13 protein-coding genes and 1 tRNA gene are annotated in these 16,262 nt (G+C 71.3%); 13 read left to right on the forward strand and 1 reads right to left on the reverse strand.

Annotation, left to right across the window (positions count from 1 at the left end; all coding sequences use genetic code 11):
• Positions 1-40 precede the first annotated feature (40 nt).
• The 9 genes from JIW86_RS25020 to JIW86_RS25060 all read left to right on the forward strand — a co-directional run bounded on the left by JIW86_RS25020 (position 41) and on the right by JIW86_RS25060 (position 11,588).
• A complete protein-coding gene (locus JIW86_RS25020; RefSeq protein WP_215147366.1) occupies positions 41-913 on the forward strand; it encodes an FAD binding domain-containing protein in 873 nt (290 codons plus the stop codon).
• Positions 910-2,655, forward strand: coding sequence for a 2Fe-2S iron-sulfur cluster-binding protein (locus tag JIW86_RS41460; protein ID WP_263862070.1), 1,746 nt, complete (start codon positions 910-912; stop codon positions 2,653-2,655). The genes JIW86_RS25020 and JIW86_RS41460 overlap by 4 nt, the downstream gene beginning before the upstream one ends.
• Positions 2,656-2,699: 44 nt before the next feature.
• Positions 2,700-5,000 (forward strand): xanthine dehydrogenase family protein molybdopterin-binding subunit, encoded by a 2,301-nt coding sequence (locus JIW86_RS25030; RefSeq protein WP_257559433.1) that lies wholly within the window; start codon positions 2,700-2,702, stop codon positions 4,998-5,000.
• A 122-nt stretch (positions 5,001-5,122) separates the two neighbouring features.
• A complete protein-coding gene (locus JIW86_RS25035; protein ID WP_257556128.1) occupies positions 5,123-5,647 on the forward strand; it encodes a hypothetical protein in 525 nt (174 codons plus the stop codon).
• The gene (locus tag JIW86_RS25040) at positions 5,647-7,065 is read left to right on the forward strand and encodes a WXG100 family type VII secretion target (RefSeq protein ID WP_257556129.1); all 1,419 of its coding nucleotides are present in this window, start codon (positions 5,647-5,649) and stop codon (positions 7,063-7,065) included. The genes JIW86_RS25035 and JIW86_RS25040 overlap by 1 nt, the downstream gene beginning before the upstream one ends.
• 21 nt (positions 7,066-7,086) lie before the next feature.
• Positions 7,087-8,268, forward strand: coding sequence for a type VII secretion-associated serine protease mycosin (mycP, locus tag JIW86_RS25045; protein ID WP_257556130.1), 1,182 nt, complete (start codon positions 7,087-7,089; stop codon positions 8,266-8,268).
• Between the two features lie 40 nt (positions 8,269-8,308).
• On the forward strand, positions 8,309-8,731 hold the full coding sequence (locus tag JIW86_RS25050) for a hypothetical protein (RefSeq protein WP_257556131.1): 423 nt from the start codon (positions 8,309-8,311) through the stop codon (positions 8,729-8,731).
• An 8-nt stretch (positions 8,732-8,739) separates the two neighbouring features.
• Complete coding sequence (locus JIW86_RS25055) at positions 8,740-11,049, forward strand: DUF6571 family protein (RefSeq protein WP_257556132.1); 2,310 nt, start codon at positions 8,740-8,742, stop codon at positions 11,047-11,049.
• Complete coding sequence (locus JIW86_RS25060; protein WP_257556134.1) at positions 11,049-11,588, forward strand: hypothetical protein; 540 nt, start codon at positions 11,049-11,051, stop codon at positions 11,586-11,588. Before JIW86_RS25055 ends, JIW86_RS25060 begins: the two co-directional genes overlap by 1 nt.
• Positions 11,589-11,704: 116 nt before the next feature.
• Here JIW86_RS25060 and JIW86_RS25065 read toward each other — a convergent pair.
• A tRNA-Cys gene (locus JIW86_RS25065) sits at positions 11,705-11,776 on the reverse strand.
• A gap of 178 nt (positions 11,777-11,954) precedes the next feature.
• On the opposite strand from JIW86_RS25065, the gene JIW86_RS25070 reads away from it, so the two are divergent.
• From JIW86_RS25070 to JIW86_RS25085, 4 genes are all read left to right on the forward strand, one after another.
• Positions 11,955-13,406, forward strand: a complete 1,452-nt coding sequence (locus JIW86_RS25070) for an MFS transporter (RefSeq protein WP_257556136.1) — start codon at positions 11,955-11,957, stop codon at positions 13,404-13,406.
• A 32-nt stretch (positions 13,407-13,438) separates the two neighbouring features.
• Entirely contained in the window at positions 13,439-13,636 is a 198-nt protein-coding gene (locus JIW86_RS25075; RefSeq protein ID WP_053702279.1) for a plasmid mobilization protein, read from the forward strand.
• Positions 13,633-14,004 carry a type II toxin-antitoxin system death-on-curing family toxin gene (locus tag JIW86_RS25080; RefSeq protein WP_257556137.1) on the forward strand — a complete coding sequence of 124 codons (372 nt, stop codon included), beginning with the start codon at positions 13,633-13,635 and terminating at the stop codon, positions 14,002-14,004. Before JIW86_RS25075 ends, JIW86_RS25080 begins: the two co-directional genes overlap by 4 nt.
• 129 nt (positions 14,005-14,133) lie before the next feature.
• Positions 14,134-15,918 carry a DEAD/DEAH box helicase gene (locus JIW86_RS25085; protein WP_215144476.1) on the forward strand — a complete coding sequence of 595 codons (1,785 nt, stop codon included), beginning with the start codon at positions 14,134-14,136 and terminating at the stop codon, positions 15,916-15,918.
• The last annotated feature ends 344 nt before the right edge of the window (positions 15,919-16,262 follow it).

Here is a 16,262-nt window from a genome sequence, read left to right on the forward strand (position 1 = left end):
GTGAGCGCCGGGACCGGGACATCGGGAAGGGGCAGCTGGGTTGACCACGCACGCACCGCAGGCGGCGCAGTCCGTGACGCTGCCGACCTCGCTCGACGAGGCCGTGGCGGCACTCACCGCCATGCCCGCCGCCGTGCCCGTCGCGGGCGGCACCGACCTCATGGCCGCCGTCAACGCCGGGCTGCTGCGCCCCGCCGCGCTGGTGGGCCTGGGGCGGATCAACGAGATCCGCGGCTGGCAGTACCAGGACGGCCACGCGCTGCTCGGAGCGGGCCTCACCCACGCGCGGATGGGACGGCCGGATTTCGCCGCTCTGATCCCCGCGCTGGCGGCCGCCGCGCGCGCCGCCGGGCCCCCGCAGATCCGCAACGCCGGCACCCTCGGCGGCAACATCGCCACCGCCGCGCCCACGGGCGACGCACTGCCCGTGCTGGCCGCGCTGGAGGCCGTACTCGTCATCGTCGGCCCGGCCGGATCGCGGGAGATCCCCGTGTCGCACCTGCTGGCCGGCCGCGAAATGCTGCGGCCCGGCGAGCTGATCGGCTTCGTCCGGGTGCCGCTGCTGCACGCGCCGCAGGTGTTCCTCAAGGCCACGGGGCGTACCGGACCGGGGCGCGCGGTGGCGTCCGTGGGGCTGGTGCTGGATCCCGCGCGCCGGGGCGTGCGCTGCGCGATCGGGGCGGTCGCCCCGATGCCGCTGCGCCCGCTGGAGGCCGAGCAGTGGGTGGCCTCGCTGATCGACTGGGACGGGGAGCGGAGTCTGGCCCCCGAGGCACTGGAGGCCTTCGGCGAGTACGTCGCGGCCGCCTGCGTGCCCGACCAGGGGGAACCGGTGGCCCCCGGTGTACTGCATCTGCGGCGGACGGTGGCCGTGCTGGCGCGCAGGGCCCTGGGGAGGGCGCTGACCTCATGAGCGGGAACGAGAACGAGAACGTGACCCAGGGGAACGGTACGGCGAGCTGGGGCTGGGAGCCGGTGCCGCAGGGCGCCGAGTACGACTCCGACGCGACGGCCTTCGTGAAGCTGCCGCAGGACATGCTGGACGCGCTGGGGACCGGCGAGCCCCTCGCCGCGCCCGGGCACGGGTACGTGCCGCCGCCGATGATCGTGCCGCTCGGCTCGGCCAGCACGGATCCGGCGGCCACGGGTACGTGGACGATCCCGGTGCAGTGGCCGGAGGCGGGGGCATCGGCTCCGGCCGCGGCCCAGGCTCCGGCTCCGGTCGGCGGGCCGATTCCGGCCTCGATCCCGATTCCGGCATCGGTGGCCGCGGCGTTCGCCGAGGTGGAGCCGGAGGCTCAGACGGAGCCGGAGCCGGACCGGGATTCGGGGGCGACGGCGGAGTGGCGGTTCCCCGACGAGGCCTCGTCGACCGGGCAGTGGGCCGCCGACTGGAGCCAGGCCCCGGCGACGCTGCCGGGCGGCGCCGCGGCGCCGTGGGCCAACCACCCCGACTACGCGGCGCAGGCGCAGCAGCCGGAGCCGGAGCTGGGGATGCTGCCGGGCACGGACGACGCCGTGGCTTCCGCGGCGGCCGCCGAGCGGCTGCTCGGCGGGCCCGGGGTCGGCGCCCCTTCGCGGCGCGGGCCGCGCGTGCTGGGCGGCCCGGGCGTGGGCACCCCGCTCCCGGAGGCGGGCGAGCCGGTGCACCCGGCCCCGCACGACATCGAGGCCGCGCACGGTCCGGCGGCGATGCCGGTCGAGGAGGAGCGGCCGCACCCGGTGGCTTCCGGCGGCCTGGATCTGTTCGGCGGAACGAGGCTCGAGGCGGCTGCCGAGCCTGAGGCGGAGCCCGAGCCCGAGCCGGAACCGGAGCCGGAGCCTGAGGCGGCGGAGCCCGAGGCTGTGGCCGAGACGGGGCCGTTCGCGGAGCCCGGGGGTACGGACGGGCACGGCTTTGCCGGGGTCGGGCCGGCACCCGCCGTGATCCCGGCCGGGTCCACGCCGATCGGGGACACCGCCGACATCGCTGTGGCACCCCCGGCCGAGGACACCGCCGGAGGTTTCCCGGCCGAGGTGCCGACGTACGAAGAAGACGAGGTGGCAGCCGAGGCCGTCGCCCGTGTCGCCCATCACGAGCACCCGCAGGCCTCCTACGTCCTGCGCGTCAACGGCGCCGACCGTCCCGTCACCGGGGCCTGGATCGGCGAGTCCCTGCTCTACGTGCTGCGCGAGCGCCTCGGCCTCGCCGGCGCCAAGGACGGCTGCTCCCAGGGCGAATGCGGCGCCTGCGCCGTGCAGGTCGACGGCCGGCTCGTCGCCTCCTGCCTGGTGCCCGCCGCGACCGCCGCGGGGAGCGAGGTCCGTACCGTCGAGGGTCTCGCGACGGGCGGGGAACTCTCGGACGTGCAGCAAGCGTTGTGCAGGTCGGGTGCGGTGCAGTGCGGATTCTGCGTGCCCGGCATGGCCATGACCATCCACGACCTGCTGGAGGGCAATCACGCCCCCAGCGAGCTGGAGACCCGTCAGGCCCTGTGCGGCAACCTCTGCCGCTGCTCCGGCTACGCGGGGGTCATCGACGCCGTGCGCGAGGTCGTGGCCGAGCGCGAGGCGACGGCGGCCGAGGGAGCCCATGCTCCGGTAACGCCGGAGCCCCGCATTCCGCACCAGGCAGCGCCCGGCGAGGGCGGCATCCACCACGGAGGCACGGCGTGAGCGGGCAGGACGCGGCGACTGCGACGACAACGGTGAACCCCACGGTGACCGCCCTGGCGGCGGACGCCGAGGCAGCGGCCGCCGAGCAGCGGGCACCGAGCGGAATCGGAGCGTCCGTCCCGGCCGCCGACACCCGCGCCAAGAGCGAGGGCACCTTCCCCTACGCCGCCGACCTGTGGGCCGAAGGCCTCCTGTGGGCCGCCGTGCTGCGCTCCCCGCACGCCCACGCCCGGATCCTCTCCATCGACACCTCGGCCGCCGCCGAGATGCCCGGCGTACGCGCCGTCGTCACCCACGCCGACGTCCCCGGCGCCACCACGCACGGCCGCCGCATCGCCGACCGGCCGGTCTTCGCGCACGACGTCGTCCGCCACCACGGCGAGCCCATCGCCGCCGTCGCCGCCGACCACCCGGACACCGCCCGGCTCGCCGCCGCCGCGATCGCCGTCGAGTACGAGCTGCTCGACCCGGTCACCGACCCCGAGCAGTCCTTCGGCGCCCCCGCATTGCACCCCGACGGCAACCTGATCCGGCACATCCCGCTCCGCTACGGCGACCCGGAGGCCACCGGCGAGGTCGTCGTCGAGGGCCTGTACCGGATCGGCCGCCAGGACCCCGCGCCCATCGGCGCCGAGGCCGGGCTGGCCGTGCCGCGGCCCGACGGCGGCGTGGAGCTGTACACCGCCTCCACCGACCCGCACACCGACCGCGACCTGGCGGCCGCCTGCTTCGGCCTGGAACCGGACCGCGTGCGGGTCGTCGTCACAGGCGTGCCGGGCGCGACGGCGGACCGCGAGGACGCCGCCTTCCAGCTGCCGCTGGGCTTGCTGGCCCTGCGCACGGGCTGCCCGGTCAAGCTGGCCGCCACCCGCGAGGAGTCCTTCCTCGGCCACACCCACCGCCACCCGACCCTGCTGCGCTACCGCCACCACGCGGACGCGGAGGGCCGCCTGGTCAAGGTCGAGGCCCAGATCCTGATGGACGCGGGCGCGTACGCCGACGCGTCCTCGGAGTCCCTGGCGGCGGCGGTGGCCTTCGCCTGCGGCCCGTACGTCGTCCCGCACGCCTTCGTGGAGGGCTGGGCGGTACGCACCAACAACCCGCCGTCGGGCCACGTCCGGGGCGAGGGCGCGATGCAGGTGTGCGCGGCGTACGAGGGCCAGATGGACAAGCTCGCGGCCGCCCTGGGCATCGACGGCGCCGAACTGCGCCTGCGCAACGCGCTGGCGACGGGCGACCTCCTTCCGACGGGCCAGACGGTGACCTGCCCGGCGCCGGTGGCGGAACTGGTCCGTGCGGTACGGGACTTCGAGCTGCCCGCCCTCCCGAAGGACACCCCGGAGGACGAGTGGCTGCTGCCGGGCGGCCCCGAGGGCGCGGGCGAGCCGGGCGCGGTGCGGCGCGGGGTCGGGTACGGCGTCGGCATGGTGCACATGCTGGGCGCGGAGGGCGCCGACGAGGTGTCGACGGCCACCGTGAAGGTGGTCAACGGCGTGGCGACGGTCATCTGCGCGGCGGTCGACACCGGCCAGGGCTTCGCGACGCTGGCCCGTCAGATCGTCCAGGAGGTGCTGGGCGTCGACGAGGTGACGACGGCTCCGGTCGACACCGACCAGCCGCCGGCCGGCCCGTCGGCGCACGGCCGCCACACGTGGGTGTCGGGCGGCGCGGTGGAGCGCGCGGCCAAGATGGTGCGCACCCAGCTCCTCCAGCCGATGGCCCACAAGCTGGGCATGTCCACGGAGCTGCTGCAGATCACGGATGGCCGGATCACGTCGTACGACGGCGCCTTCTCGATGACGGTCGCCGAGGCCATAGAAGGCAAGGAACTCTGGGCGACGGCCCAGTGCCGCCCCCACCCGACGGAACCCCTGGACGCGGACGGCCAGGGCGACGCCTTCGTGGGCCTCGCCTTCTGCGCGATCCGCGCGGTGGTGGACGTGGACATCGAGCTGGGCTCGGTACGGGTCGTGGAGCTCGCGGTGGCCCAGGACGTGGGCCGCGTCCTCAACCCCCGCCAGCTGGAGGCCCGTATCGAGGCGGGCGTCACCCAGGGCGTGGGCGCGGCCCTGACGGAGAACCTCCGCACGGTCTCCGGCCTGGTCCGCCACCCCGACCTGACGGGCTACGCCCTGCCGACGTCGCTGGACGCCCCGACCGTCCGCATCGTCAAACTGGTCGAGGAACGGGACGTGGTGGCCCCCTTCGGCGCGAAGGCGGCGAGCGCGATCCCGGTGGTGACGGCGCCCGCGGCGGTAGCCTCGGCGGTCCGCTCGGCCACGGGCCGACCGGTGAACAGGCTCCCGATCCGGCCATCGGCGGCGGTTGCAGCGCCCAACTCGTGACCGTGTGACCCGCATTGCACCTGCAACCCGGGAGTTGGGGCTGTCGGTGCTGGTCGCTACAGTGATCGGTGAGATTGCGTACGCGCGCGTGCGAACGGGGACGGGGAGTCGGGGAGGCCATCGTGGCACAGGACAACGGAGGTCTGTTCGGACCAGGCCTTACGGCGGGTCTGGCGGATTCGATCCGGGCGCAGGCGGCGGCGCAGTCGAGGGCCGCGGCGCTGAAGATCGAGCACGACACGCTGAAGGAATACAGGGGCATGGTCGATGCCCTGCTCGAAGAGCTGAGCGGATCGGACGCGGACCACAAGAAGCTGGCCCACGGCACCCTGCGCGAGGGCTCGCTGGGCAAGGGATTCCCCGAGGCCGACGCCCTCTACAAGTCGTACACGACGGTCATCACGGAGCTGGAGAAGCTCTCGAAGGGGTTGGCGGATCAGATCGAGGGCCTGGGCATCGCGATCCTGACGGCGGGCAAGGGCTACGTGGACGTGGACGAGGAGACGAAGCGTCGTATGGCCGCCATCGCCAAGGAGGCGAAGCAGCACTACGTTCCGGACCGGGACCCGTACCCCGAGGAACAGAGCAAGAACGCCGGCACGCCGCCTCCTGCCCATGACGGCAACGGGACGGGCGGTACGATCTGATGGCGACGGATTTCGAGGGTTACACGCACCAGCAGCTGAAGGCGATGATCGCCTCGCTGGACCCGGAGACGGCGAAGACGAGGGCCGCGCAGCTCAAGAAGGCCTCCGACGACATCGCGAAGATCGCGGAGAAGCTCAAAAACCACCGTGTCACCGGCTGGGAGGGCGAAGCAGCCGTCGCCTTCCAGGAGTGGGTGGGCCGGGCGGGCAACGCGACGCTCCGGCTGAGCAAGTACAGCGCCGAGGGCTCCAAGTGGCTGACCGACGCCGTCCAGAAGATGGTCGAGGCATCGAAGATGCCTGCCTACGACACGGACGCCGCCGCAAACTTGGAAGCGGCCCGCAAGTTCCACAACGACCCGGACTCGCAGCAGATCCGCCAAGAGGCGAACTCGAAGCTGAACGCGGACCACTCCGAGGCCGTGAAGCTGATGAAAGCCCTTGCTGAGTCGTACGAGCAGTCCTCGACGCAGATGAACAAGGCGGAGATCCCGACGTTTCCGCCGCCGCCGGCGAGGTTTGTGCCAGATGTGGTCGTCGGACAAACGGATATGGCTCGGCCGGGAGGCAGTTCGGGATCGGGAAGCTATTCAGGAAGCTCCTCGTACGCATCGTCGGCACCAGGTGGTAGCGGCTCCTCGAACGAACCTAGCTGGGACCCTGGGCACCCGCCGAAGCCGGACAGCACCCTCCCGCCGACGGCGCCCGTGGTGGTGACCCCGGACCGCGAGGTGAACGTGGGCCTCGATACCGTCACCACGCTTCCGAACCCGACCCTGCCTCCGGTGACGACTCCGCCCGGCGGCCCGCTGCCCACAGGCCCTGGCGGTCCCCCGCCTGTCAGCCTCGTCCCGCCTGTGTCGCTGCCGTCGGTCGGCGGCATGAAGACGATCCCCGGCATTGGCCCCGTCGGCTTCCCGCCCGGAGGCCCGACCCCGGGCACGAACGGCCCCCTCGGCAAAATCGGCCTGCCCCCGCGTGACCCCGGCATCACGGGGGGCCGCCCGGTGACCCCCACCGGCCCCAGCTCGGGCATTCCGCGCGGCACGGTCATCGGCGAAGGCGCTCATGCCGGCCGTGGCATGAACGGTCCGATGGGTGGCGGCATGGGCGGTGCCCACGGTGCCATGGGCGGCCCCGCGGGGGGCCGTCGGCTGGCCTCGGAGCCGGGAGGTATCGTCGGCGGGCGTCAGCCCGCGGCCGGTGGACGCGCGACGCCGTTCACCCAGGGCGGCTCGGGCCTCGTGCGGAACAACGCCGGTGGCATCGGCGCGGGTCCCACGGGCCACGCTAGTGCGGGCGGGCGCACTCCGGGCCGACGACGCGATGACCAGGGGGGCGAACGCCCCGACTACCTGGCCGAGGACGAAGAGACCTGGCAGGGCAACCGTCGTGTTGTTCCGCCGGTGATCGACTGAGCAGAACGGACGTTGTACGGGATGCGCATGCGCAAGGCGACCTCGGCCCTCGTGGGTCTTCTGCTGGCCGGGGTCGCCGCGACCCCGGCCCACGCGGAGACCATTCGATCCCAGCAGTGGCATCTCGACGCCATGAAGGCCGACGACATCTGGAAGATCAGCACCGGCAAGGGCATCACCGTCGCGGTGATCGACACCGGCGTCAATGCCATCCCGGAGCTTGAGGGTCAGGTCCTCCCCGGCGTGGCGTTTCCTGTCGGTAGTGCCGAGGGTGGCAAAGACAATGACTATGACGGCCACGGCACCATCATGGCTGCAGTCATCGCCGGCACCGGAAAGCACCCGAGTGGTGACGGTGGTTACGGGCTTGCACCAGGTGCCAAGATTCTGCCGATTCGCGTGCCCGACGTACTAGAGCCGGCGAAGGCCCCGTCGATGGTCGCGGCCATTCGATACGCGGCAGACTCAGACGCGAAGATCATCAACATTTCCAAGGCGATCAGCGGCAAGCCGGAGGATGATCGGGACCGTGCCGACGCGGTCAGGTATGCGCTTTCCAAGGGGAAGCTGATCTTCGCTGGCGCCGGCAATGACGGGGACAGGACGGTCATGTACCCGGCCGCAACCCCCGGGGTGGTCGGGGTCGCAGCAGTGGACGCCAACGGGGAGCCGACCAAGGAGTCACAGCAGGGCCCGTTCATTGACATGGCCGCCCCGGGTATCGACATCGTGACGGCCTGCAAGGGCAAGACAGGGCTGTGCAACACTCACGGCACCAGCGACGCGACGGCCCTCACCTCCGCTTCCGCCGCTCTCCTCTGGTCCGCCCACCCCGACTGGACCAACAACCAGGTGCTCCGGGTCCTCCTGAACACCGCGGGCAAGCCGACCGACGGCTCCCAGCGCAACGACTTCGTCGGTTACGGCGTAGTCCGCCCCCGCGTCGCCGTGCCCACCCCCGGCGATCCCGGCCCGGCGAACGAGTTCCCGCTGCCCGACCTGGCGGCAGCCGAGGTAGGGGCCAAGTCCCCCTCGGCCTCCGCAGACGGCAAGGCCCCCGACTCGGCGGCATCGCCCAAGCCGGCGCCCCAGGCCGAGGAGAAGAACGACGGCAGCCTCCTTCCCTGGATCGGACTCGGGCTGGGAGCCTGCCTGCTGATCGGCGGGGCCGTCACGGCCGTCGTCGTACGCCGTAACCGCTAGCTGCTTACCGCTGACCGCACCTGACAAGGGAGTTCACGCGATGTCGTTCGACGAGGAGTGGTCGGCGGCACGCGCCACGGCCGCCGCCAACGTCTCCATGCGGCTCAACCAGGTCCCCGTCGATCCGGGCGGCGGCGGTGGCGGCGACCTCGATCTGAATCAGGACCACATCGGCGCCATCGGCTCCGAGGCGTACAAGCTCCACACCCGCCTGCAGACGGACGGCAAGCACGCCGCGACCTCCACCGCCGAAGCCGCGGGCGCGCTCACGAAGGAGAACTTCGCGAGCGGGGCGGCGCTGCTCAAGGCGAACACCCTCTGGGAGAGCCAGGTGAAGACCCTCGTGGCCGCCTGCGCCATCATCTCCAACGGGCTGAACTACTCGCTCTCCTCCCACGCCAAGGACGAGCAGCAACTCCAAGCCGATTTCACGGCTTCAGCCATCAACTCTTACCTCAAGTAGGCGCCCGCATGCTGACGTACGAGAACGTGATGCACGCACCTCTGGACAAGCTCCAGACGGCCGTCACCGACTGGAAGGCGATGGTCGACAAGCTGGACGAGCTGGCCGAGGTGGCGCGCAACGGCATGAAGGTGAAGGCCGACAAGGCCGAGTGGAACGGGGTCACCGCCAGCGTGGGGCGGGAGTTCGTCGCCAAGACGGCCAAGGAGTTCGAGGACGCGGCCAAGGAGGCCAAGGGCGTCCACCAGATCCTCAGCGACGCCCACACCACCATCAAGACGGCTCGGGATGCGCTGAAGAAGGCCGTCGACGAGGAGGCCCCGGCCGCCGGGTTCCGAGTGGACGCGGCCGGCAAGGTCTCGGCCATCCCGATGGACCCGAAGACCGAGTACGCGGCCCGGCACGACCCGGAGTACCCCGAGTTCAGGCGGAAGCAGGAAGAGAACCGCAAAGCCTGGCAGGTGAGGGTGGACCGGCTCGTCGAGGACTGCGCGGACGCCGACGACTCCCTGGCCCGCGCATTGCGCGCCAACGTCTCGGACGACCACAACTTCACCGCGCCGAAGTACACCACCCTGGACGGCGAACAGGCCGACCGCGCGGCCGAGCTGATGAAGAAGCTCAGCAAGGAACAGGGCGGGGTGGCCCGCAACCCCGAGGCGCTGCGCGAGCTGGAGGACCTGCTCGACGACAACCGCAACGATGCCGACTTCTCGACGGACTTCTACCGCAAGCTCGGCCCCGAGGGCACGCTCGAGGCGTACGCGAAGCTGTCCATCGACGCGTCGAGCCTGGGCGAGGCGGGCAAGGACCGCCTGGCGATGGTCGGCAACATCCAGAACGACATGGGCGCGATGCTGGGGCTTGCCACGCAGAAGAGCTCGCCGAACTACCTGGACGCGGCGTGGACGACCGACCTGATGAAGGCCGGCCGCAAGGAGATGCAGGTCACCGGCGATCTGACCAGCAAGATCTACGGTTACCAGGCGCTGGGCGCGCTGCTCCACGAGGGCAAGTACGACAAGGACTTCCTGACCTCGGTCGGCCGGGACATGGTCGCCTTCGACCGCGAGAACCCGAAGGCCTGGGAGCACGGGGCCCCGTACGACCCGAAGACAGTGCTCAGCCAGGACAAGGACGGCAGTCGGGGCTTCTACCCGCTGACGGGCTTGATGGACGCGATGTCCCACAACCCTGACGCGGCGACTGCCTTCTTCAACGAGCCAGTCCGCCAGGACAGCAACGGCGACGGAATCGTCACCACGGCCGATAAGGTCGTCGACGGCCAGCACGGCAAGGCCCGGGGCATGGTCGACTACATGCTCGACAAGGAGTCGTGGGCCGACGGCTTCGACCGGACCCCCGACCACCCCTACGGCGAAGCAGGACCGGCCCAGGAGGCTCTCGGTGGCGCCTTGGAGGCGGCGGTGAGCGGCCGCGCGGCGGGCGACGAGGACGCGAAGCCGGTGCCGCACACCAAGGAAATGACGGCGGTCATGGAACGCGTCGTCGAGAAGATCGGCGACAAGCCGGAACTGGTAGCCGCGAAGCCGGGCGAGCCGGACGGTCCGCTGAAGGGGCTCTCAGGCCACTTCGGCCAGATGGCGGCCGAATACATGCCGGACCTGCAGGCCTCGGCGGAGAACGGCAGTCGGATGATCAAGGCCAACGGTGTGATGGCCGATTTCCACAAGGCCGACATGGCTGCCTTCATCGGGGCGGTGGGGCAGGACCCGGACGCGTACGGCGCCATCACCAACTCCCAGCGGGCGTTCACGACCACCCTCATCAACGACGTCGTCGCGCACCGGACCGAGTACGAGGACCTGGACGCGGCGATCAAGAGCGTCGTGCACCCCGGCGGCCAGATCGCCGGCATCCTGTCCGAGGCTCGGGCCGAAGGCACGTTCGCCGAGAACGGACACAAGGCGGAGGAATACGTCAAGGGCGTCGAGGACAACGCCAAGTGGATCAACCGCGGAATCAGCGCGGCCGGTGGTAAATACCTGGAGATGGTGCCGCTCGCCGGGGACGTCGTGGAGTGGCTCCAGGAGGACATCACGGAGGGTGTCGTGGAGCGCGCCAAGAAGGACCAAGCGGAGAAGACGGGCGAGGCCGATCACAAGGCGGTGCTCGACTACACGAATGCGCAGACTGAGGCAGGCGAGTCGGCGGCGCAATCGGTTCGGAAGGCGGTGGAGGGAACGGGCATGAGCCAGCGGACCATCGATGCCCTCGCGGGCGTGGCGTCGACAGAGACGGCCAACGCGCATGCGGTCGGTCGAGGCCAGGTCGTCACGTCCAACGGCGGCTCCTGATGCGCGCGGCTCATGCCTCCATAGCGATCCTCGTCGCCGCAGGCGCGCTGGCCGGCTGTGCGGAGGCGGGGGAGGCCCCTGCCCCCCGGTTGCCGGAGCGCACCTGCTTCGGCATTTTCACGCCCACCGATCTTGCGCCTCTGATGGGGCCCGGCAAGACGGTGAACGAAACCTCGCCGGCCGACGTCAAGCTGTCGGCGGACCGCCGCTCGGCAACCTGCAACGTGGACGTCGACGGCCAGCCGCGGCTCCTCGTATCGGCCACGCGCCAACCACTGGGCCAGCACTTCACCTGGCCGCCCACCGATCCGAACCAGCCCGCAGCGGATGCACTGCCCCTGGGGGACAAGGGCATCGTGTGGAACACGGGTGCCCGCGTCGCGCTCACCTGCAATGGCCCCACTGATTCCTTCGAGCTGCTGCTGACCCTCGGGGGTTCGGTGGAGCACATGAAGCCCGGCACGTCGCGCCCTGTGTTCACCACGCTCATGGCGAAGTACCTGGAAGCCGCCAAGCAGCAGACAGGCTGCGGGGCCTAGCTGGGAGCACGCCCGCTGGGCAGCCACGGAGCGGACCCGGAACAGCCGGGCCCGCGCCGGGCCGGTGGCCCGGCACGGCAATGGCCGCTCAGGATTCTCCTGAGCGGCCTGCCGTGAAGCCGTGACCGGAATCGAACCGGCGTAACTCGCTTTGCAGGCGAGTCCCTCAACCACTCGGGCACACGGCTGTGGGGTGGTGATGTGCACGACCGTACGGGGGGTCCGGGGGTGGGGGAAGGGTTGGGCGGCGGGTGCAATGTGACTGCCATGCCGCGTTCATGGTTCTAGGTCCTAGGTCCGATGGCCGAGGCGGGATCCGTCGAATTGACAGGGTCCAAACCAAGTCACGCCCCTTACCCTGGGGCGATGAGTGCCCTTGAACCCCGTGTGCCCCAGATAGCCGCGCCGCTCCCGCCCCCCTCGCAGGGCGGGATCCTCGGGCCCGCGTACCGGACGCTCAGCATCGGGATCATCTCCGTCGTCTTTCTGATCGCCTTCGAGGCCACCGCCGTGGGGACGGCCATGCCCGTCGCCGCGCGGGAGCTGGAGGGGATCGGGCTCTACGCCTTCGCCTTCTCCGCCTACTTCACGACCAGCCTGTTCGGCATGGTCCTGTCAGGGCAGTGGGCCGACCGGCAGGGGCCGTTGCGGCCGCTGACCGTGGGGATCGCCTCGTTCGCCACGGGGCTCGTGGTCTCCGGGACCGCCGGGGTCATGGGGCTGTTCGTACTCGGCCGGGCCGTGCAGGGGTTCGGCGGCGGGCTGGTGATCGTCGCCCTGTACGTGGTGGTCAGCAGGGCGTACGAGGAGCGGCTGCGGCCCGCGATCATGGCGGCCTTCGCCGCGAGCTGGGTGGTCCCGTCCATCGTCGGCCCGCTGGCCTCCGGGACCGTGACCGAGCACCTCGGCTGGCGGTGGGTGTTCCTCGGGATTCCGGTCCTCGTCGTCGTTCCCCTGGTCGTCGCCCTGCCCGAGATACGTAGGAGCGCTTCCGGGCCGGTGGACGCGGCGCCCGTCGCCTTCGACCGGCGGCGGATCCGGCTGGCGTTCGGCATCTCGGTCGGCGCCGGGCTGCTCCAGTACGCCGCCCAGGACCTGCGGTGGTTGTCGCTGCTCCCGGCGGCGGCGGGCGTGGCCCTGCTGGTGCCCGCCGTGCTCGGGCTGCTGCCGCGCGGGACCTACCTGGCGCGGCGCGGGCTGCCGTCCGTGGTGCTGCTGCGCGGGGTCGCCGCGGGGTCGTTCATCGCGGCGGAGACCTTCGTACCGCTGATGCTGGTCACCCAGCGCGGGCTGAGCCCGACGCTGGCCGGGTTCTCGCTGGCGCTGGGCGGGCTGACGTGGGCGGGCGGCTCGTGGGTCCAGTCGAAGGGGCGGATGGCTCCGTACCGGGAACGGCTGATGGTGGGCGGGATGGTGATGGTGGCCCTCGCCATCGCCGCGGCACCGGCCGTGCTGATCGACTCCGTGCCGGTGTGGACCCTGGCGCTGGCCTGGGCGGTGGGGTGCCTGGGGATGGGGCTGGTGATCGGCTCCACCAGTGTGCTGCTGCTGAAGCTGTCGGCGCCGGAGGAGGCCGGGGCGAACTCCGCCGCGCTGCAGATTTCCGATGCGCTGGCCAATGTGGTGTTGCTGGCCTGCGGGGGCGCCGCGTTCGCCGCGCTGGGTGGTGGTGCGGTGGGGGCCGCGCACGCCGTCACCGCGGAGGGGTCCGCTTCGCATCCTGCCGCGTTCGTGGTGGTTTTCCTGCCGATGGCCGCCGTCGCGCTGGTGGGCGCCTGGGTCGCGACCCGGCTGGAGCCGGTTCCCGAACCCGCGTGACACCGGGTGGTACCGCGCGGTACCGTCGTTCCATGGCTGGTCTCAACGTCAGGTTCACCGAAGAAGAGCTGGACGCCCTGCGCGAGCGCGCCGAGGCGGAGGGCCGCAGCATGCAGTCCTTCGCGCACGAGGCGGTGATCAGGGCCATAAACGAACACTCCCGGCTGTTCAACGAAGCGGCCGAGCACGTCCTGAAGGTCAGCGGTGAGCTGAACCGGAGGCTTGCGTGACCCACTACCTGACCCTGCCCGAGGTGCTGAACCTCGCGGAGCGGCTCGGGACCAGCGAGGTGCGTGACTACGGGCTGCTCGACTCGGCGCTGGCGCGCCCCCAGTCGAGCGTGTTCGGTCAGGACGCCTACCCGGACATCTGGGAAAAGGCTGCAGCCCTGATGGAATCGCTCGCCCGCAACCACGGGCTGGTGGACGGCAACAAGCGGATCGCCTGGTACGCGACCTGGGTCTTCCTGCACATGAACGGCCACCCCCTGGACGCCGACTTCGACGTCGACGAGGCCGAGCGCTTCGTGCTGGACGTATGTCAGGGCTCGCTGGACGTACCCAAGATCGCAGCGCAGCTGCCGAAGTTCGCCCGGTGACCCGCGGAATGTGACGCTCGCCGCACCGCGCGAGGTCACGGGCCTGTCCCTCCGCGAGGGGCGGGCCCGTCCCGGTAAGGTGGCCCGGTTGTCCTACGTACGACTGCCGAGAGCGACGAACCGGAGACCGTGACTACTACCGCCTCCCACCACCTCTCACCCGCCTTCCCCGGCCGTGCCCCTTGGGGTACCGCCAGTGCGCTGCGTGCCTGGCAGCAGGGGGCGCTGGACCGCTACATCCAGACCCAGCCGCGGGACTTCCTCGCGGTCGCCACGCCCGGCGCCGGCAAGACCACCTTCGCGCTGACCCTCGCCTCCTGGCTGCTGCACCACCACGTCGTCCAGCAGGTGACGGTGGTCGCGCCGACCGAGCACCTGAAGAAGCAGTGGGCGGAGGCGGCGGCGCGGATAGGCATCCGGCTGGATCCCGAGTACTCCGCCGGGCCGCTCAGCAAGGACTACCACGGCGTCGCCGTCACCTACGCGGGTGTCGGCGTACGGCCCATGCTGCACCGCAACCGCTGCGAGCAGCGCAAGACCCTGGTGATCCTCGACGAGATCCACCACGCCGGCGACTCGAAGTCCTGGGGCGAGGCCTGCCAGGAGGCCTTCGACCCGGCGACCCGGCGCCTGGCCCTGACCGGTACGCCCTTCCGGTCCGACACCAATCCCATCCCCTTCGTGACGTACGAGGAGGGGAACGACGGGATCCGGCGGTCGTCCGCCGATTACACCTACGGATACGGGAACGCCCTGGGGGACGGTGTCGTCCGGCCCGTCATCTTCCTTTCCTACAGCGGCAACATGCGCTGGCGGACGAAGGCGGGCGACGAGATCGCCGCGCGGCTCGGCGAGCCCATGACCAAGGACGCCATCTCGCAGGCCTGGCGCACGGCGCTGGACCCGCGCGGCGACTGGATGCCGAACGTGCTGCGCGCCGCCGACCAGCGGCTGACGGAGGTCAGGAAGGGCATCCCGGACGCGGGTGGCCTGGTCATCGCCGCCGACCAGGACTCCGCGCGCGCGTACGCCAAGCTGCTGAGGGAGATCACGGGCAGCAAGGCGACCGTAGTGCTGTCCGACGACACCGGCGCGTCGAAGCGGATCGACGAGTTCAGCGCGGACGGCAGCCGCTGGATGGTCGCGGTCCGGATGGTGTCCGAGGGCGTCGACGTGCCCCGGCTCGCGGTCGGGGTGTACGCCACGACCATTTCGACCCCGCTGTTCTTCGCCCAGGCCGTCGGGCGCTTCGTGCGATCGCGCAGACGTGGCGAGACCGCGTCCGTGTTCCTTCCGACCATTCCCTACCTCCTCGGCTTCGCGAACGAGATGGAGGTCGAGCGCGACCACGTGCTCGACAAGCCGAAGAAGCAGGGCGAGGAGGACCCGTACGCCGAGTCCGAGAAGGAGATGGACGAGGCGAACCGGCAGGAGGACGAGGACACCGGCGAGGACGAGCAGATGTCCTTCGAGGCGCTCGAGTCCGACGCCGTCTTCGACCGGGTGCTGTACGACGGCGCCGAGTTCGGCATGCAGGCGCACCCGGGCAGCGAGGAGGAGCAGGACTACCTCGGCATCCCCGGGCTGCTCGAGCCGGACCAGGTGCAGATGCTGCTGCAGAAGCGCCAGTCGCGGCAGATCGCGCACAGCCGGCGCAAGCCGGACGCGGAGGCCGACCTGCTGGAGCTGCCGGCCGACCGGCGGCCCGTGGTCTCGCACAAGGAACTGCTGGAGCTGCGCAAGTCGCTGAACACGATGGTGGGCGCGTACGTCCACCAGAGCGGCAAGCCGCACGGGGTGATCCACACGGAGCTGCGCCGGGTGTGCGGCGGGCCGCCGAGCGCCGAGGCGACGGCGGGGCAGCTGCGCGAGCGGATCAAGAAGGTTCAGGAGTGGGCCACCCGGATGCGGTGATCGCGGTGAGTCCTGTCCGCAGCGTGTGAATCGGGGTCCGTGCGCAGGTGCGCGCGGGCCCCGTTCGCGTGCCCGGCCGCTTGGGCTTCACGTGTACCGCTTCCCCCCGGAGCCGGTCGGCGTCGCTTTGAACAGGATCAGAGTAATGGCGGGGTAAAGAGCTCTTGGAGGGAACGAGGTCACGAATTGACACCGAGGTCGATCAAGAACCGGCACAAAGCGGTAGCACGCGCCCGGATTCTGGACGAGCCCTTCCGCTGAGCGGACCTGCTCGCTACTGTCCCCGCATCGAACGCACCGTGGCAGCGCCGCCGCGGGAGCGCAGCCGGTGCCATGGCCGCTAC

The sequence above is a fragment of the Streptomyces sp. NBC_00162 genome, assembly GCF_024611995.1.
Taxonomy (GTDB): Bacteria; Actinomycetota; Actinomycetes; order Streptomycetales; family Streptomycetaceae; genus Streptomyces.

Excerpts from the sequence above, each read along its gene's own strand:
- JIW86_RS25075 (WP_053702279.1), top strand. The coding sequence starts at position 13,439 with ATGGCTGGTCTCAACGTCAGGTTCACCGAAGAAGAGCTGGACGCCCTG.
- JIW86_RS25060 (WP_257556134.1), top strand. The coding sequence starts at position 11,049 with ATGCGCGCGGCTCATGCCTCCATAGCGATCCTCGTCGCCGCAGGCGCG.
- JIW86_RS25055 (WP_257556132.1), top strand. The coding sequence starts at position 8,740 with ATGCTGACGTACGAGAACGTGATGCACGCACCTCTGGACAAGCTCCAG.
- JIW86_RS41460 (WP_263862070.1), top strand. The coding sequence starts at position 910 with ATGAGCGGGAACGAGAACGAGAACGTGACCCAGGGGAACGGTACGGCG.
- mycP (WP_257556130.1), top strand. The coding sequence starts at position 7,087 with ATGCGCATGCGCAAGGCGACCTCGGCCCTCGTGGGTCTTCTGCTGGCC.
- JIW86_RS25070 (WP_257556136.1), top strand. The coding sequence starts at position 11,955 with ATGAGTGCCCTTGAACCCCGTGTGCCCCAGATAGCCGCGCCGCTCCCG.
- JIW86_RS25050 (WP_257556131.1), top strand. The coding sequence starts at position 8,309 with ATGTCGTTCGACGAGGAGTGGTCGGCGGCACGCGCCACGGCCGCCGCC.
- JIW86_RS25040 (WP_257556129.1), top strand. The coding sequence starts at position 5,647 with ATGGCGACGGATTTCGAGGGTTACACGCACCAGCAGCTGAAGGCGATG.